This is a genomic window from Pseudomonas sp. NPDC088429, from assembly GCF_044753305.1.
GTDB lineage: Bacteria > Pseudomonadota > Gammaproteobacteria > Pseudomonadales > Pseudomonadaceae > Aquipseudomonas > Aquipseudomonas rustica.
Window position 1 is genome coordinate 51,269 of sequence record NZ_JBIVMX010000030.1, and the last position, 17,049, is coordinate 68,317.

Annotated in this window: 22 protein-coding genes and 1 tRNA gene; 10 read left to right on the top strand and 13 right to left on the bottom strand. The window is 58.3% G+C overall.

The features are described from left to right. Positions 1-95: 95 nt before the first annotated feature. Positions 96-569, top strand: a complete 474-nt coding sequence (locus tag ACIP66_RS16515; protein WP_008085900.1) for a Crp/Fnr family transcriptional regulator — start codon at positions 96-98, stop codon at positions 567-569. Here ACIP66_RS16515 and ACIP66_RS16520 read toward each other — a convergent pair. Next, positions 566-850, bottom strand: a complete 285-nt coding sequence (locus tag ACIP66_RS16520; RefSeq protein ID WP_053118110.1) for a hypothetical protein — start codon at positions 848-850, stop codon at positions 566-568. The two genes, ACIP66_RS16515 and ACIP66_RS16520, sit on opposite strands and share 4 nt — an antisense overlap. A gap of 80 nt (positions 851-930) precedes the next feature. Here ACIP66_RS16520 and ACIP66_RS16525 point away from each other — a divergent pair, with 80 nt between their 5' ends. From ACIP66_RS16525 to ACIP66_RS16540, 4 genes are all read left to right on the top strand, one after another. Continuing rightward, positions 931-1,617, top strand: a complete 687-nt coding sequence (locus tag ACIP66_RS16525) for a spermidine synthase (RefSeq protein WP_007911335.1) — start codon at positions 931-933, stop codon at positions 1,615-1,617. A gap of 48 nt (positions 1,618-1,665) precedes the next feature. Further along, a complete protein-coding gene (locus ACIP66_RS16530) occupies positions 1,666-2,037 on the top strand; it encodes a YajD family HNH nuclease (RefSeq protein ID WP_007911336.1) in 372 nt (123 codons plus the stop codon). Positions 2,038-2,170: 133 nt separating this feature from the next. Continuing rightward, positions 2,171-2,641, top strand: coding sequence for an RNA methyltransferase (locus tag ACIP66_RS16535; protein ID WP_007911337.1), 471 nt, complete (start codon positions 2,171-2,173; stop codon positions 2,639-2,641). Between the two features lie 81 nt (positions 2,642-2,722). Beyond that, positions 2,723-3,100 (top strand): DUF2892 domain-containing protein, encoded by a 378-nt coding sequence (locus ACIP66_RS16540; RefSeq protein ID WP_008087099.1) that lies wholly within the window; start codon positions 2,723-2,725, stop codon positions 3,098-3,100. Between the two features lie 86 nt (positions 3,101-3,186). On the opposite strand, the gene ACIP66_RS16545 is transcribed toward ACIP66_RS16540, so the two are convergent. Then, entirely contained in the window at positions 3,187-4,416 is a 1,230-nt protein-coding gene (locus tag ACIP66_RS16545; protein WP_400649194.1) for a hypothetical protein, read from the bottom strand. An 86-nt stretch (positions 4,417-4,502) separates the two neighbouring features. Further along, positions 4,503-4,952, bottom strand: a complete 450-nt coding sequence (locus ACIP66_RS16550; RefSeq protein ID WP_400649197.1) for a YcgN family cysteine cluster protein — start codon at positions 4,950-4,952, stop codon at positions 4,503-4,505. Positions 4,953-5,117: 165 nt separating this feature from the next. On the opposite strand from ACIP66_RS16550, the gene ACIP66_RS16555 reads away from it, so the two are divergent. Further along, positions 5,118-5,711 carry a nitroreductase family protein gene (locus ACIP66_RS16555; RefSeq protein ID WP_053118102.1) on the top strand — a complete coding sequence of 198 codons (594 nt, stop codon included), beginning with the start codon at positions 5,118-5,120 and terminating at the stop codon, positions 5,709-5,711. Positions 5,712-5,834: 123 nt separating this feature from the next. On the opposite strand, the gene ACIP66_RS16560 is transcribed toward ACIP66_RS16555, so the two are convergent. The 4 genes from ACIP66_RS16560 to ACIP66_RS16575 form a co-directional block, all read right to left on the bottom strand. After that, entirely contained in the window at positions 5,835-6,767 is a 933-nt protein-coding gene (locus tag ACIP66_RS16560; RefSeq protein ID WP_212550556.1) for a D-2-hydroxyacid dehydrogenase, read from the bottom strand. A gap of 105 nt (positions 6,768-6,872) precedes the next feature. Further along, positions 6,873-7,166 (bottom strand): YcgL domain-containing protein, encoded by a 294-nt coding sequence (locus ACIP66_RS16565; protein ID WP_053118098.1) that lies wholly within the window; start codon positions 7,164-7,166, stop codon positions 6,873-6,875. Next, entirely contained in the window at positions 7,163-8,296 is a 1,134-nt protein-coding gene (gene rnd, locus ACIP66_RS16570; RefSeq protein WP_212545197.1) for a ribonuclease D, read from the bottom strand. The genes ACIP66_RS16565 and rnd overlap by 4 nt, the downstream gene beginning before the upstream one ends. Positions 8,297-8,538: 242 nt before the next feature. Beyond that, complete coding sequence (locus ACIP66_RS16575; protein ID WP_400649202.1) at positions 8,539-10,188, bottom strand: phosphoethanolamine transferase; 1,650 nt, start codon at positions 10,186-10,188, stop codon at positions 8,539-8,541. 387 nt (positions 10,189-10,575) lie between these two features. On the opposite strand from ACIP66_RS16575, the gene ACIP66_RS16580 reads away from it, so the two are divergent. Both ACIP66_RS16580 and ACIP66_RS16585 read left to right on the top strand, forming a co-directional pair. After that, positions 10,576-11,760 (top strand): cyanate transporter, encoded by a 1,185-nt coding sequence (locus ACIP66_RS16580; RefSeq protein ID WP_400649204.1) that lies wholly within the window; start codon positions 10,576-10,578, stop codon positions 11,758-11,760. Positions 11,761-11,945: 185 nt separating this feature from the next. Beyond that, entirely contained in the window at positions 11,946-12,881 is a 936-nt protein-coding gene (locus ACIP66_RS16585) for a LysR substrate-binding domain-containing protein (protein ID WP_400649206.1), read from the top strand. 3 nt (positions 12,882-12,884) lie between these two features. Here the strand turns inward: ACIP66_RS16585 and ACIP66_RS16590 are convergent, their stop codons facing one another. Next, positions 12,885-13,250, bottom strand: coding sequence for a 5-carboxymethyl-2-hydroxymuconate Delta-isomerase (locus ACIP66_RS16590; protein WP_053118089.1), 366 nt, complete (start codon positions 13,248-13,250; stop codon positions 12,885-12,887). Positions 13,251-13,467: 217 nt separating this feature from the next. Continuing rightward, the gene (locus tag ACIP66_RS16595) at positions 13,468-14,388 is read right to left on the bottom strand and encodes a LysR substrate-binding domain-containing protein (RefSeq protein WP_053118087.1); all 921 of its coding nucleotides are present in this window, start codon (positions 14,386-14,388) and stop codon (positions 13,468-13,470) included. A gap of 237 nt (positions 14,389-14,625) precedes the next feature. Here ACIP66_RS16595 and ACIP66_RS16600 point away from each other — a divergent pair, with 237 nt between their 5' ends. Both ACIP66_RS16600 and ACIP66_RS16605 read left to right on the top strand, forming a co-directional pair. After that, positions 14,626-14,817 carry a DUF1508 domain-containing protein gene (locus ACIP66_RS16600; protein WP_053118085.1) on the top strand — a complete coding sequence of 64 codons (192 nt, stop codon included), beginning with the start codon at positions 14,626-14,628 and terminating at the stop codon, positions 14,815-14,817. Positions 14,818-14,971: 154 nt separating this feature from the next. Then, a complete protein-coding gene (locus ACIP66_RS16605) occupies positions 14,972-15,178 on the top strand; it encodes a hypothetical protein (RefSeq protein ID WP_053118083.1) in 207 nt (68 codons plus the stop codon). A gap of 145 nt (positions 15,179-15,323) precedes the next feature. Here ACIP66_RS16605 and ACIP66_RS16610 read toward each other — a convergent pair whose 3' ends face one another. The 4 genes from ACIP66_RS16610 to purC all read right to left on the bottom strand — a co-directional run. Further along, positions 15,324-15,656: a type II toxin-antitoxin system HicB family antitoxin gene (locus tag ACIP66_RS16610; RefSeq protein ID WP_053118080.1), complete on the bottom strand. Its 333-nt coding sequence runs from the start codon at positions 15,654-15,656 to the stop codon at positions 15,324-15,326. Then, the gene (locus ACIP66_RS16615; protein ID WP_400649210.1) at positions 15,653-15,907 is read right to left on the bottom strand and encodes a type II toxin-antitoxin system HicA family toxin; all 255 of its coding nucleotides are present in this window, start codon (positions 15,905-15,907) and stop codon (positions 15,653-15,655) included. The genes ACIP66_RS16610 and ACIP66_RS16615 overlap by 4 nt, the downstream gene beginning before the upstream one ends. Before the next feature lie 331 nt (positions 15,908-16,238). After that, positions 16,239-16,328 (bottom strand) — tRNA-Ser (locus ACIP66_RS16620). Positions 16,329-16,411: 83 nt separating this feature from the next. Then, on the bottom strand, positions 16,412-17,049 hold a 638-nt coding region (purC, locus tag ACIP66_RS16625; protein WP_400649213.1), incomplete at its 5' end, for a phosphoribosylaminoimidazolesuccinocarboxamide synthase.

The following is a 17,049-nucleotide window of genomic DNA, read 5'->3' on the forward strand; positions in this document are numbered from 1 at the left end:
TGAGGGGCAAGATCAAAAGATCGCAGCCTTCGGCAGCTCCTACAGGGGACTGTGTAGAGCCTGATACTGAGACAACAGAATAAGACCGCACCGACATGTCAGAACCGACCTTCCTGAACAATGAAATCCGCGACTGGCTGATGGACTGTGGCCTGTTCGATCAATTGCAACTGGCCGACTTCGCCGCCGCCTCGGGCTACTTCAGCATCAGCACTGTGGCGGAAGGCGAGGCGATTTTCCGCGAGGGCGATGCCGGCAGTTTCATGTGCATCCTCCACACCGGCCAGGTCGCCGTGCAGAAAACCGGGCCCGACGGCCAGGTCATCACCATGGCCACCCTGCGCAGCGGCCGCGCCTTCGGTGAAATGGCCGTGCTCGACGGCGAACGGCGCTCAGCCACCTGCATCGCTGCGAGCAACTGCCAACTGTTGAACCTCGGCAAGGACTCGCTGGAAAAAATGCTCAACGACGCGCCGAAGATCGCCGCGAAAATCATCCGCGCCCTCGCCGTCTCGCTGTCGAAACGCCTGCGCATGGCCGACGGCCAGCTGGCGGCGCAACAGGTCTAACCGCCAGGCGATTTGGCCTTGCTGCCGCTCGGTTCAATGCCCGGGACTGGCTGATCCTTGCTTGGCGGCGTAGGCATTTCAATCGGCACCAGCGGCGGGCTGCCACTGCCGGCGCCTGACTTGGGAATGTTGATCGGCGTGATCTGCGGATACGGTGTCGGCGTTGCGGTACCGGGTGCGCCGGGCTGCGGCGTCGGGCTGACCGGAATGGTCTGCTGCGCCTGCACTGCAGTAATCGAGAGCGCGGCCAGGGCAATGACCGTTAGAATGGTGCGCTTCATCAAGGGCTCCGTTTGGCCTCTAGTCTGCGCTCAGGCTACTCCCAACGGGCCCGCTTGCCTTCCCCCTTGTAGAGATTTCCATGAAACGTTTCGTTCTGCTCGACACCACCCCGATTCCCGAAAGCGGCGGTGCCCTGTGCCTGTTCGAGTATGGCGAGGACTTCGTCATCAAGATTCAGGGCGGCGACGGCGGGCAATTGATGAACACGCGCATGCACGGCTCCGAAGATGCGTTGGCCGAGATTCCTTGCCGCAAAGTCGCCGGGCGGCCGGATTCGCGGGTGCTGATCGGCGGTCTGGGCATGGGCTTCACCCTCGCCTCCGCGCTCAAGCATCTGGGCAAGACCGCCGAAGTGGTGGTCGCCGAATTGGTGCCCGGCGTGGTCGAGTGGAACCGTGGCCCGCTCGGCGAGAAGTCCGGTCGTCCGCTGCTGGATCCGCGCACCGTCATCCGTCAGGAAGACGTGGCCAAAGTGCTGCAAAGCGAGCCGAATGGTTTCGACGCGATCATGCTCGACGTCGACAACGGCCCCGAAGGTCTGACGCAGAAGGCCAACAGCTGGCTGTACTCGGCCGCTGGTCTGAATGCCTGCGCCAAGGCCCTACGCCCGAAAGGCGTGTTGGCGGTGTGGTCGGCCAGCGCTGATCGGCTGTTTTCCGACAAATTGAAGAAGGCCGGTTTCAAGGCCGAAGAAGTTCAGGTCTTCGCCCACGGCAACAAGGGCACGCGCCACACAATCTGGATTGCCGAGAAGCTCAAGGGCTGAGCTAAACTCTGCCCATAACCGTCATTAGTCTTTTACAAAGGTGAACCCATGAGTTCGTCCACCCCAACCAACACGTCGAAGCTGGATCGCATCCTCGCCGACAACCAGCGCGACAAGGAAATGGGCTACCGCGACAAAGCCCTGAAGATGTACCCGCACGTCTGTGGCCGCTGCACCCGAGAGTTTTCCGGCAAACGCCTGAGCGAACTGACCGTGCACCACCGCGACCACAACCACGACAACAACCCGCAGGACGGCTCGAACTGGGAGCTGTTGTGCCTGTACTGCCACGATAACGAGCACTCGCGCTATACCGATCAGCAGTACTTCAGCGAAGGCTCGCTGAGCACGCCGAAGATCGCCAAGGCCACGCACAACCCGTTTGCCGCCCTTGCCGGGTTGATGAAGAAAGAAGATTAAAAAGCAAAAGATCGCAGCCTTCGGCAGCTCCTACAGGGTGTACGCCATCCAAATGTAGGAGCTGCCGAAGGCTGCGATCTTTTGATCTTATCCCCGTATAATCGCGCTCTTTTTTCCCGAAGGCACCCCGCTCGTGGCAGACAAACGGTACAGCTGCATTGGTTTGTATAACCCCAAGTCACCGGAGAACGTCGGTTCGGTGATGCGCGCCGCAGGCTGCTATGGCGTGGCCTCGGTGTTCTACACCGGCAAGCGTTATGAACGCGCCGCCGACTTCGTCACCGACACCAAACGCGTGCACTACGACATCCCGCTGATCGGCATCGATGATCTGAAAAAGATCCTCCCGCTCAACTGCGTGCCCGTCGCCGTGGAACTGGTCGAGGGCGCCCGCCCGCTGCCGGAATACACTCATCCGGATCGCGCCCTGTACATCTTCGGCCCGGAAGACGGTTCGCTGGATAAAGAAATCCGCGACTGGTGCGAAGACGTCGTGTACATCCCGACCACCGGCTGCATGAACCTCGCCGCCACGGTCAACGTCGTGCTCTACGACCGCATGGCCAAAGGCCTGAACACCCGCTCCGGGCCAAAATTCCGCTGAAGCGTCGCACATCCGATGGAACAAGCTGACCGCTCGCGCAGTCAGCTTATTTATCCATTACTCATAGCCTGGAGAAAGATCATGACCGAGCTCAAACGCGTCGAACGTATCGAATCCACCCCGTTTCAGAGCCGTTCCGAGCAGAACGTCGAAGGCTGGGAGCGCATCGGCTCGCTGGCCGGTGGCGTGATCATGGTCGGCAAGGGCCTGCGCCGTGGCGGTGTGTTCGGTTTGATTCAGGTGGCGATTGGCGGCGTGGCCATGGCGCGCGGTATTACCGGGCACAGCTCGGTGAAAAGCCTGATCGAGAAAAGCCGTCAGGACATGAACAACGTGCGGGCGAAAATCGAACGTGCCGGGGAAGAGTTGAGCAAGCTGAAGGCGAATGCCGAAGCGGCGACCAGCTCGGCGACAGTGACCGGGAATGATTCGGTGAAATCGCCGAAAGCCGGGGTTTAAAAGCAAAAGATCGCAGCCTGCGGCAGCTCCTACATTTGGAATACGTTTCCCCTGTAGGAGCTGCCGCAGGCTGCGATCTTTTGATCTTATTGCAGTAAGTCGTTCTTAAGGACTTTGGAAGACTCGCCAAGAACACTCTCAGCCAGTTGCACAAACTCTTTAGTACTTACCGTCCCCAAATGCATCGCCCCGCGCAACACATCATCCAGCGAACGTTTATTGCGGGTCTTCAAACGAATCTCGCGATCCAGTTCCTGCAACACAATCACCGCTTTTGCCACCTGCGCCGGGCTGATCTGCTCACCGCGCAGCGTCGTGACTTTCTGGCTGTCCCTGGCCAGTTTCGCCTGCAAACTCTGATAGCGCTCATCGCTCATGCCACCGGCGCGGCGCAGCAGTTCGATCGCGTAATACTCGGCAAAGCCTTCGCTGATCCAGTCGCTGCGCTGCTCGTCGTTGATCCGCCCAAACACCTGCGCCAGTTCACGCATCAGCGCACTGCTGCCGCTTTCACTGACCAGCGGCAAGCGCGTGTTCACGTAGATCGATTCATGCGCACCGAGGCTGCCGCGCCACATCGGGTCGTTGGCACCGACGATCAGCAGCTTGGCCGGATGACGCGGATAAACCGCCTGCACCTGCGGCCAGACGAAGGTCAGCAACGTCAGTACGTCCATGCGCCTCATGCCCTGCCCTTGCGGTGAGGCGACGGTGACTTCGGTTTCGCCCAGACGCGTGCGACGGCTGCCGAGCTTGCCGGCGAGCATCCAGCCGGTGGGGCGGTCGAACAGGCGTGAAGGGTTGTCGATGCGGAATTTGTTTTTGCCGATTCTTGGCCAAGCGGTTTCGACGCTTTTCCAGCCATCGGGCAATTCGAATTGCAGGCGCGAGACCAGTTCCGTGCCGTCCTGCTGATCGAGTTTGGCCGGCGGCACCAGTTCATCACCGCGCAGCAGCGCCCAGCTCGGCGTCATGCGGGTGTCGAAGCTGCCGTTTTTGCGGCCGTGGCTGATGCGCACGCGGTAGGTCAGGCTGGCCTTGGCACTGGTCGGGCGCCAGACGCCGCGCGCGTGTTTGCCGGGAGTCAGCAGCCATTGGCCATCGGCTTTGAAGTCGCTGTAATGGCTGCCGTCGCCAAGGTCGAAATCGAGGCTGCGCACGGCTTCGCCTTTGGCCAGGGTCAGGCGCACTTCGGCCTGATCGCTCTGTGGCAACAGGCGTATGTGGTAATCGAGATCGACTTTTTTTGCTGCCCAGACGGGCGCACTGAACATCAGCAGGCCGATCAGCAACGCTCGCAGCAAACCCGCAGCCATACCCACTCCTTGTGGCAGTCAGAATTATTGTGTGAGTGCTGCGCACTCAATATCGGGAGCAAGCTCCCTCGCTACAGGTTATCCCGTTAGCCAGCGCGGAAAATCAGGTGATCTTCCCAGTCGTCTTCCGGCACGCTGCCTTCGGCGAGCATACGCCCAGATTGTGAAATTCGTTCGTGGTGCACCGCATCGCGATCACCACTCACCAAGTGATGCCACGACGGCAGATCCTTGCCCTCGCTGACCAGTCGATAACCGCAGGTCGGCGGCAGCCATTTGAATTCTTCGGCCTGGCCCGGGGTGAGCTGGATACAGTCCGGGACAAACTTGATGCGATTCGGGTAATCGCTGCACTGGCAGGTGTTCAGATCCAGCAGTTTGCAGGCGATGCGCGTGTAATAGACGCTGTTGTCTTCTTCATCCTCGAGTTTTTGCAGGCAGCACAGGCCGCAACCGTCGCACAGCGATTCCCATTCCTGGTGATCCAGTTGATCAAGGGTTTTGTGTTTCCAGAACGGTTCGACTTCGGCGGCCATGGCTCAAGCATCAACATCAGGTGGTGAAAGGCCGCCAGTCTAGTGCCCCGGGCCGCGCGGGCCAAGCGCTGGCGACTGTCGGTAAATCGCGCTTGTCAGCCTCAGCGCTGCCGAGTAGGGTTTTGCCTCGAATTCATTTACTCAAACGTAGCCAGGAATCTCTTGATGAGTGCCAACCCTCGCGTTGCCGAATACGCCATTCACCCGCAGTTCACCGACCGTTGGTCGCCGCGCGCTTTCACCGGCGAAGCGATCCCGGAAGAGACCCTGCTGAGCTTCTTCGAAGCCGCCCGCTGGGCACCGTCGGCGTACAACTCGCAGCCATGGCGCTTCCTCTACGCGCGCCGCGACACGCCGAACTGGCAGCGTTATCTGGGCCTGCTCAATGAATTCAACCGTAGCTGGGCGCAGCATGCGTCGGCACTGGTGATCGTGATTTCGAAAACCACCTTCACGGCACCGGGCGCGACCGAAGAAACCCCGGCGTTGTGGCACACCTTCGACACGGGTTCGGCGTGGGGCCATCTGGCGCTGCAAGCGAGTATCAGCGGCTGGCACACCCACGGCATGGCCGGCTTCGATCAGGAGCTGACGCGCAAGGAGCTGAATATTCCTGAAGGTTATGCGCTGCATGCCGCTGTTGCGGTAGGCAAGCTGGGGGACAAGGCGACGCTGGCGGACTACCTGCAAGCACGCGAAGAGCCAAGCCCGCGTCGTCCGCTGAGCGAACTGGCGGCTGAAGGCGACTTCACCCTCTAAGCCACACCGCAAAACCAATTGTAGGAGTGAGCCTGCTCGCGATGAGGCCGTAACATTCAAAATCATCATTGACTGTTACACCGCTATCGCGAGCAGGCTCACTCCTACATTGTTTGTGGTGAATCAATACCCGCGATTGAAATCCACTTCCCCGCGCAACGCCTCGCTCGCCTGATACGCCTTCAGGTTGTCGACAAACAGCTGCACCATCAGCGCCGGTGAAGTCGGTGCCGAGCTGTGCCCGGTCAGCAGCAAGCCCCACGCCGTCCAGAATGGGTGACGTTGCGGCAACGGCTCCTGACGGCAGACGTCGATTACCGCGCCCGCCAGGTGCCCCTCCTTCAGCGCCTCGACCAGATCCGCGTCAACCACGGCCACACCGCGCCCGACGTTGATGAACAACCCGGTCGGCTTGAATTGCTTGAACAGCGCCGCGTCGTAGATATCGTGGGTATGTTCGGTGTTCGGCAGCAGATTGACCACGTAATCCACTTCGCCAACCAGCCGTGGCAGATCCGCCATCGAACCGACTTCAACGAACGGCGCCTGCTCGCGAGCACTGCTGGCGATGCCGTACAACTCGACGCCGAACGGCAACAGGAACTGCGCCACGCTCTGGCCGATGTCGCCAGTTCCGACGATCAAGACTTTGCGCCCGACCAGACTCTGGCCGGTGCGGTTGTCCCACTTGCGCTCAACCTGGCTGACCAGTCGCGCCAATACCTCGCGCTCGTGACCGAGCATGTAGGTCAAAACGTATTCAGCCATCACCTGGCCGAAAATGCCTACGGCGCGGGTCAGGCGATAATCGCGGCGCAAGCCATCGGCAAGCAGCGGCGTGATGCCGGCCCAGGTCGATTGCAGCCATTGTGGCTGGTGGCCCTGACGCAACAGGGTCGCCAGCAGATCCGGCTGCCCCAGCCACACCGGGCAATCAGCGGCCAGCCGCGCCAGTTCGGCGGAGTCGCCGCTGGTCAGCACTTCAAGCTCGGGCACTGCCTGACGCAGCAGCCGGGCGTATATCGCGTGGTCGTGTTCGGCAATCAGAACGCGCATCTTCAAACCTTTCGCAAACCGTGCAGACGGTCGCCGGATGTCGGGCGACCGTCGCGGTAAAAACAGTTCCTGGGTTAATCGAGGCCCAGAACAGGGCCTCGCAGATCAGACCGGGTCGTTGCGTCGCAGCAACTCTTCGGGCAAGTGCTCGATGTACTCGTCCTCGGCCGGCGGCATTTGCAGGTGATAGCCCTGCTTGTCGAGGTTTTCCAGCACGATGACGATGTCTTCGCTGGCCAATTTGCGCTCAGGCGACAGCACCAGGTCAAATGAATGTTTCGGCTTGCCGAACGCCAGCATCAGCGCTTCCGGCACGCGCTCGAGTGCATCACTTTTCAGCACGTAAAGGTACATGCCGCTGCGCTTCGAGCTTTGGTAGATGGAACAAATACGTTTCAAGGCTGTTCTCCGGCGGTGGCCAGGCTGTCGAGCAGCGTCTGACCCATGAGTTCGCGGCGCCAGCCACGCAGCGACTCAGGCAATTGGTAAGGACCCTCGGGGTAGCCACTTTTGACCAGCGCTTCGAGGGTTTTCTTGCGTAGCATCAGTTCCGGCGCGATATCGAGGCGCTCGGCCTCGGCCTGACCCAGCGCACGCAGTTGTTTGATCAACGCAGCAGCTTCGATCGGCAACGGCTCCGGCACGGCAGGCGGCCATTGATCAGGGCCCACACTGCCAGAGCGCTTGATCAGATCAAGCAGAAATTGACCGTCCTGACGCACGGTACGCGGGTGCATGTCTTCAATCTTGCCCAGCGCGGCGAGGTTGTCCGGTTGCGTGCGAGCCAACGGCCACAGCGAATGCTCACGAACGATGCGGTTGCGCGGCAAGTCACGGGCACGCGCTTCGGTTTCACGCCATGCGCACAGCTCACGCAATACCGCGAGCTGTGCACGGGAGAGTTTCCACGCCAGTTTGGCTTCGCGGTAAACCTCGTACGGATCGGTTTCGCGGCGCAGGTTGGCCACCAGTTCGGCGCCGTCCTCCAGCACCCAGGCGAACTTGTCGTCGGACAGCTTCGGTCGCAGCTGTACGAAAACTTCCGCGAGATGCACGGCATCTTCAGCGGCGTAGCTGATCTGCGTGTCGGACAACGGACGCTGCAACCAGTCGGAACGGGTTTCGCCCTTCGGCAGTTCGATGCCCAGCACCGCTTGCACCAGACGCGAGTAGCCCATGGAGAAACCGAGGTTCAGATAAGCCGCGCCCAATTGTGTGTCGAACATCGGCGCCGGCAGGCTACCGGTCAGACGCAATAGCACTTCGAGGTCTTCGCTGCAGGCGTGCAGGACTTTCAGCACCGCCGGATTTTCCAGCAGTGCTGCCAGCGGTTGCCAGGCATTGATGGTCAGCGGATCGATCAGGTAGGCGCGTTTACCGTCGCCAATCTGCAACAGGCCGGCAATCGGGTAGAAGGTGTCGACCCGCATGAATTCGGTGTCGAGGGCAACGAACGGCAGCTGCTGCCACTCGGCGCAAAACTGCGCGAGGCTTTCGTTGTCGCGAATCCAGTGAATATCGATGGCCACACGGCTCTCCCTTGAAGAATGGCGCGCAGTATATATCGCCACCGGCGATTTACGCGCCTGCGAAGGGCAAGAGCTGTAACGAAATGTCCTGCCAATTGGCAAGAATAGTCTGACAGAAGGATCAAACGGGGCCATCACCTGTAGGAGCTGCCGCAGGCTGCGATCTTTTGATCTTCAAAAACAGGATCAAAAGATCGTCCGATCGCGGCCCGAGCCTGCGGCAGCTCCTACAGGGGAATGCTTCAGTCCTTGGCCAGCACGCCGTCGATCACTGACCCGCGGCAACCGGCAAACATGTCCAGATCCGGTTGATACACCGAACTCTTCACTTCGAGCAAACCGAGCATCGAGTGGAACAGGTTGTCCTGACTCAGCGGTTTATCGCGGCTCATTTGCAGGCAATGGGTGTCGACCGAGTAGGACTTTTGATAGTTGTCGGAGAACCACGCCAGCATCGCCACGTGCTTCTGTTGTTCCGGCGCCAGCATATACGGCGTGCCATGCAGGAACAGGTTGTACTCACCCAGCGACTCGCCGTGATCGGACAGGTACAACATCGCGGTATCGACTTTGTCCTGATTGTTGCGCAACACATCGATCAGACTCGACAGCACATGGTCGGTGTACACCAGCGTGTTGTCGTAACCGTTGACGATACTTTCGCGGCTGCAATTGTTCAGGGCATTACTTTCACAGACCGGCGTGAAGTGCTCGTACTCTTTTGGATAACGCTTGAAGTATTCCGGACCGTGGCTGCCCATCTGGTGCAGAACCAGCACGGTGTCTTTGTCCAGGTGATCGATAAAGCTTTGCAGCCCTTGCAGCAGGATTTCGTCGCGGCATTCGCTGTTGGCGCACAGTGCCGGGTCTTTCAGGTTGCTGACATCCTGCACGGTGACGCGATCACACGTGCCTTTGCAGCCGGACTGGTTATCGCGCCAGATCACATCGATGCCGGCCCGTTTGAGTACGTCGAGCAGGCCTTCCTCGTTCTTTGCCTTGCTCGCATCGTAGTTCTTGCGGCCCATGTTAGAGAACATGCACGGCACCGAGACGGCAGTTTCCGTGCCGCAGGAATGCACGTCGGTAAATGCGATCAGCCCGGTTTCCTTGTCGAGTTTTGGTGTGGTGTCACGGTTATAGCCGAGGATGCCGAAGTTCTCGGCGCGGGCACTTTCGCCGACCACCAATACAGTCAGGGATTTGCGCGGCTCAAGTTTTACATCTGGATTGCGCTCGGCGTCTTCGCCGATTTTGACGAACGGTTGCTGCGCCGAAACCACTTGCTCACGCAGGTAACCGGCCGCCGCACCAATGTAGTTGCTCGGCACCAGCATCAAGCGAATTTCGTGGTGATTACGAAACAACGATGACAAACCCTGGTAGTTGGCCAATGCCACACCACCAATCACCGCCACCGACGCCACACTGACAATAACCTTGCTCAACAATTCGCGGTGCCAGCGTCGATAATTAATCGGCAATTTCCACAACAATAAAGACGGCAAAACACCGAGAAAGAAAATATAAACAAACAACTTTAACGAGAGCAGATCACGCACTTCCGTGGCATTGGTTTCGGCAAAGTTACGCAACATGCCCGGGTCAATCATGACGCCATACTGGCTCATGAAATAAGCCACACCAGCGCTGATCAAAAACATCAGCGTCAATACCGGTTTAAGCAGCGGGCGGAAGGCCAGAAAGGTCAGCACGATGTTGAACGCCGCGAAGATCATCACCCCGAACGCCACGCGCATGGCAATGCCTTTGCCGTCTGACGCGGTGATGTCAAACAGGTGCTGCCAGAGCACAACGTTAAAACCGATCAAAAGAAAGGCGCTGGCAATCAACGTCACCCATTCCGGGCGCACGGCTTTTAACTTCAACATGATGAGGGGCAGTTCCTGAAAAGAACCCTCGGTTAGTTGTGAAAAATTCATTAACCAAGGCATGACAAACTTTAGGCAGGCAACCATCAATTTTTTGTGAAAAAGACGCCAACGATTAGTTGGAATGAGAGCAAAGTCTGAAACTTGTGGAGTATTTGGGAATGGTTCAGCTTTTATTCAGCCAACACCCCCTGTAGGAGCTGCCGAAGGCTGCGATCTTTTGATCTTGCCGTTAAGACAAAGTCAAAAGATCGCAGCCTCGTTTCACTCGACAGCTCCTACAGGAACCGGTGGGTATTTGATTTTTAGGTAAGGGCGTGGGTTTTCTGGTTTGCCCGAATCATCGGGCGCCGCGCCTAATCATCTGCCCTGCCCCAAGGTTTGATGATGGAAAACGTCCGCGCCACTGCCCGCCCCGCTGTCTGGCTGATGCTCGCCATCATGCTGGTAGCCCTCAATTTGCGCCCTTCGATGGCAGCTATCGGGCCATTGCTGTCGGCGATTCGCGGCGACATCCCGTTGAGCTTCAGCCTCGCCTCGCTGCTGACCATGCTGCCGGTGATGGCCATGGGACTGGCGATGTTTTTTGGCATCGGCATCAGCCAGCGTCTGGGTGAACGACGCACGGTGCTGTGGTCGTTGCTGCTGATCGGTCTGGCCACGTTGTCGCGGTTGTTTGTCGATTCCACCGTCGAGTTGATTGTCAGCGCGATTCTGGCCGGTATCGGCATTGCGCTGATTCAGGCGTTGATGCCAGCATTGATCAAATCGCGTTTCCCCGACAACGTCGCGCTGTGCATGGGTTTGTACATCACCTCGATCATGGGCGGCGCCGCCATTGCTGCGTCCTTCGCACCGTTGGTGCTTATCAGCACCGGCAGTTGGCGGATGGCACTGGCCGCTTGGGCAATCCTGGCAATGTTGGCTTTGCTGTTCTGGTGGTCGCAACGCGGCAACCTGCCTGCGACCGCGAACACTTCAGTCAGAAAAGAAACCTTCTTCAAACATTCCCGCGCCTGGTTACTCGCAATCTTCTTCGGCTTGGGCACTGCGTCCTACACCTGCGTCCTCGCCTGGCTGGCGCCGTACTACGTGGAGAAAGGCTGGAGCGAACAAAACGCCGGGCTGCTGTTAGGTTTTCTGACAGCCATGGAGGTGATTTCCGGCCTGGTAGTGCCAGCCATCGCCAATCGCAGCCGCGACCGACGCATCGTACTGATGGCCCTCCTTGGACTGATCATCGCCGGTTTCTGCGGCCTGATCCTTAGCCCGCAACACTTCAGCCTGCTGTGGCCCTGCCTGTTGGGTCTGGGCATCGGCGGACTGTTTCCGATGAGCCTGATCGTCTCGCTCGATCACCTCGACAACCCGCAACGCGCCGGCGGCCTGACCGCTTTCGTGCAAGGCATCGGCTATCTGATTGCCGGCCTGTCGCCGCTGCTCGCCGGGATGATCCGCGATCAACTGGGCAGTTTCGAATGGGCATGGTGGTCGCTGACCGGCGTGATGCTGATCATGGCGTTGATGGTGTTGCGCTTCGATCCGCGACGTTATTCGCAACACTTCCAGTGATCGGGCTACAGGCCTCTGGCCAGCTTTCAGCGGTTTTAACGGTAACGTCGTGTTGCTAAAACTTTCTGTCCCACAACTGTCCATGAAACGTCCTACAAGCCTTTGTCCTTGCACCATCGTTCCGTTAGGATCGTTCGCACACGTTTGCGCGGATTCAGCGCAAGGAGCACAGCGGGACGGAACGGATGCTGAACAGTAACTTGCTTCGAAAGCTCGACATGCAGGATCTCATGGTGTTTATCGCCGTGTATGAGCAGAGCAGCGTCACCGAGGTCTCGGAAACGTTGTTCGTCAGTCAGTCCACCGTCAGTTACTGCCTGAAAAAACTACGCACCAGTTTTGAAGACGAACTCTTCATCAACACCCGCACCGGCATGCGCCCGACCTACAAGGCCAGCAGCATGTACGGCCATGTGCAGAAAATCCTCGAAAGCATCAACCTCTGCCACGCCGGCGCACCGACATTTGACCCGAGCCACCAAGCGGTCACCTTCAACATCTGCGCCCCGGAATACTTCGAACAACTGATTTTGCCGCGCCTGTTGAAGCGCTTCGACTTCGATGACTTGCCGGTGATGGTCAACATGCACAAGTTCGAAACCGATGTGCCCGCCGATGAGTTGCGCGATGGCAGCCTCGATCTGGTCATCAGTTTCGGCCCCAACTTCCACCGCCACCACACGGACTTGAAGTCGCGCATGTTGCTGGAAGATGACCTGGTCTGCGTCTTCGATAAACGCGCGACGCCGCTGGAACCGCGCCTGAGCCTGCAAGCGTTTACCGAGCGCAGGCATGTGTTCCCGACGCCGTGGACGTCGACGACGAATATGGTTGATGGCTGGCTGGCGCGACAGGCGCAGAAACGTCAGATCGTCGCGCGTTCGAACAGTTACAGCGCGGCGTTGAAGATGATCACTGGCACCGATTTCATCCTCACCCTGCCACGGCGGATTCAGCGGTTACTGACCAACGATGCGGTGTTCAATCACTGTGAGGCGCCGAACGGTTTGCCGGGGTTCACCCTCGACATGCAATGGAGCCAGAGCGTTGATCAGGACAGCGCCAACGTCTGGCTGCGCGAACAAGTGGTCAAGGTGTGCAGTGAACTGCAAGCGGCCTGATTCCTACACGCCGATGACCGTTTTTGTGTAGGACTCGCGATCGATATCGATCAGCTCGACACTCAGCTGCACCTCGACACCGGCCGGCCATTCACAAAGATCCTGCAGCACGGCCAAGAGACTTTGCGACAGCTGTTTCTTGGTCTCCGCTGAACGCCCGCTGAGCAACGCCAACTTCACCGCCACAAAACCGCGCTCGCTCATGGCCGTGCCAACCTTGAAGGTCTCGACCTTCAACGCACGGCTCTTGATATCGAACTCCGCCGCGAACTGACCAGAACCCACCAATGTGTTGTTGAGGCGAATCAACGCGACGTCGGCGTTCAACTGCGGCAGGTTGGCGGTGTATTCCATGTGCAGGTGTGGCATCGGGAGGCTCCAGTCGGGCGGCAGAAAGGTCGTACGTATAACACAGCTGACTTATCGCAATTCGCCGTGTTGCAAACGCCAGTTAGCTACGCCGGCGGCGATGTGCCAAAGGCCATCTATCACGGTAGGAGCTGTCGAGTGAAACGAGGCTGCGATCTTTTGATCTTTCAAATGCCAAATCAAAAGATCGCAGCGTGCCGCAGCTCCTACCTGTCAATCAAAAGGCGGTGACGGGCCGTTCACTCATGAACTGCTCCAGCCGGGAACGCAGCCAGCGCTCGGCCGGGTCGCTGTCGACGTGGCTGAGCCAGACCATCGACAAGTCCAGCGTCGGCGTCTTGAACGGGAATGGCTCTTTGAACAGCAACCCCGAAGTGGCCATCGCTGCCGCCGTGTAATCCGGCAGGCTGGCGATCAGATCGGTGCCCGCCAGCAACGCCGGCAAGGCGCTGTACTGCGGCACCGACAGCACCACCTGCCGGGTGCGGCCCAGTTCCGCCAGCCATTCATCCGCAAACCCACTGACATTCGCCGTGTGGGAAACCAGCACATGCGGCCGCGCACAATATTCGTCGAGGGTCAGCGGTGTGTCGGAAGCATCCGCACGCAGGATGCTCGGTTGAATGTGCCGCAGCAATTTGCGCTTGGCATTCGCGGGCAAGCCACGGGTCTGGCTGATGCCGACGGTGATGTCGCCGGCGGCGAGCAGATCGGGAATGCGCCAGTAGTCGACGTGCTGCACCACAAACACCACGTTCGGCGCTTCCTGACGCAAGGCGCGCAGCAACGGTGGCAGCAGACCGAACTCGACGTCATCGGACAGACCGATACGGAAGGTCATGGTGCTCACGGCGGGATCAAAATCGCGGGTCAGGCTGAGTGCCACCGACAACGAATCCAGCGCTGGTTTGAGGTGACGGAAGATATCTTCGGCACGCGCGGTCGGTTCCATGCGATGGCCGACGCGGATGAACAGCGGATCGTTGAGCATTGTGCGCAGACGATTGAGCGCCGAACTGATAGTCGGCTGGCCAAGAAACAGCTTCTCGGCTGCCCGGGTTACGTTGCGTTCCAGCATCAAGGTCTCGAACACCACCATCAGGTTGATGTCGGCCTTGCGTAGTTCATTGCGGTTCATCCATTGCTCCCCGATCCCCAGACTGCCGGCAGTGTAGAAAGCAGTTGGGGGCGGCGTCCATCGCCACGATGCGTCCGCTGACCGTCAACCGCTTCGAGGGCTCTGGTCTGTGCCTTTCAGAAACATCCGCCAACGATTGGAAACAAATGTCCGGTAGCCAAAAAACCCGCCTGCGCTAGGCTTGCGTCGATGCGCCACACAGGCTGGCGCACACGTCTATCGCATGGAGCGAACTGAATGTATTTCGAGATTTACAGGCAATCCCGCGGCACCCCGACCACCGGCAAAGGCCAATGGCGCTGGAGGCTGCGCGCGGGCAATCACGAAACCATCGCCAGCGGCGAATCGTACGTGAACAAAGCGGATTGCCTGCACGTGATCGAGCTGATCAAAGCGGTACAGGGCGAAACCCCGGTCAAGGAAATTTAAGCGCGTGAATCGGAAAAAGGCAGCGTCCTACAGCTTCTTCCTTTTTTGACCGAATGACTGGCGGGCCACCGCTGCACCCCTACGCTCAGCAATGCAGGGGGCCATCCGGCCCTGTTTTCTCCCGATCATTCACACTCAAAAAGGAGCCGCAGACATGGCCAGAGACAAAGCGAAAGACGACATGCACTTTAACTGCACACAAGCACACGAAGCCGACTACGTCGCCAGCCTCTACCCGCACGCCAAGGAAGAAGTGAAAACCTTCCTCAGCTCGGCCTGCAAGGACAAGACGCTGCACAACTCAACGCATAAGGATGTGTATGAACTGATCAAGCGCAAGTTGGGCCACTCGCAGCCTTGACGGGCTGGAAGTGCGGGGTGATGTAGATCCCGCAGAAATGCAAAAGCCCCACAGGCTTTGGGTCTGTGGGGCTTTTTTCCATGAGTCGCGGAAAACCCAGAGCAACGCGGACGGTAAGGCTCAGTCAACTGCCGAGCATGCCGTGTCAGGCGTGTGCTTCCCGGTCAAGCACTTCAGCCACCCACTGATTAATACTTTTTCGAGCCAATTGAGCTTTCACTGCAACGGTGGCATGAAGGGCTGGCGCCAATCGCAGGCTCAGATTGCCTGAATAAGGCTTCTGAGGCACTCGACCGAGTTTTGCACACGTTTCCAGATAATCGCTCACTGCCTCCTCGAAGGCAGCTCTAAGTTCTCTGACTGATTCACCGTGGAATCCCACGACATCCTTGATTCCTGCGATGTGACCAACAAACAGACCATCTTCGTCACTGTATTCAATACGGGCAGCATACCCGTTGTAATTCATCACGTTCACGGAATGACTCCTGCTTGTTCTAGAAAAGCCCGAGCATCACGAACCTGGTAGGGCTTTGCTTCTTTGTCTGGATGAGGACGATGAAAGGTAGCAACGACCCCGCTTAACTCAAACCGAACACGCGAACTATTACCCTCCACAGCTTTGGCGCCTACCGCTTTGAAAAGAGACTCTATACGTGTCCATTCCAGCGTAGATGGAGTCGGTCTTGAATATACGGCTTGAAGAGTACCGAGTTGCTTATTGTTCATAGTATTACATCATGATACCGCACCGATATTTGGCAGCTGCGATTAATCTCGCTGATGCATGAAGCGCCCATTTCAATAAATGCAGAAACGCCGCTTATCCATCAATGGAAAGCGGCGTCGTCGTGTCTGGATTTAGAGTGTTGTTGGCACGGAGATCAGAATAATTGAGTTAATCGAAACAGGGTTGTAGGCAAAATCCGAGAGTTTCGTGGGAACGGGCATCTTGCGCGACATCGGAGCAATTCTCGCCTGACCGAGGGTATTCCAGTCCAATTGCACGAGAAACAAAAAAGCCCCGTAGATTTTCATCTACGGGGCTTTTTCTATGTAATGGCGGAGAGATAGGGATTCGAACCCTAGGTACCGGTGAAGGTACAACGGATTTCGAATCCGTCCCATTCGGCCACTCTGGCATCTCTCCAACGGCGCGCATCATAACAACACTTTTACCGAAAGCAAACCCTCTTTCGAAAATTTCTTCGTGCTATCAGATGCTTGCGTCGATTAAAGCGGTACGCCCAGACGATTGGCGACTTCTTCGTAGGCTTCGATGACGTCACCGAGGCCTTGGCGGAAGCGGTCTTTGTCCATCTTCTTCTTGGTGTCCTTGTCCCACAGACGGCAGCCGTCCGGGCTGAACTCGTCGCCGAGGACGATCGAGCCGTCGCTGAACACGCCGAATTCAAGCTTGAAGTCGACCAGCAGCAGGCCGGCGTCGTCGAACAGCTTGGACAGCACTTCGTTGACCTTGAGCGACAGTTCTTTCATGCGAACCAGTTGCTCGGCAGTGCCCCAGCCGAATGCCACAACGTGGGATTCGTTGATGAACGGGTCGCCTTTGGCGTCGTCCTTGAGGAACAGTTCGAAAGTGTAAGGATTGAGCTTCAGGCCTTCTTCGACGCCCAGACGCTTGACCAGGCTGCCGGCGGCGTAGTTACGCACGACGCACTCGACCGGGATCATGTCGAGTTTCTTCACCAGGACTTCGTTGTCGGCCAGCAGTTTGTCGAATTGGGTCGGAATGCCGGCCGCTTCGAGTTTCTGCATGATGAAGGCGTTGAACTTGTTGTTGACCATGCCTTTGCGGTCGAGCTGCTCGATGCGCTTGCCGTCGAACGCCGAGGTGTCGTTGCGAAAGAGCA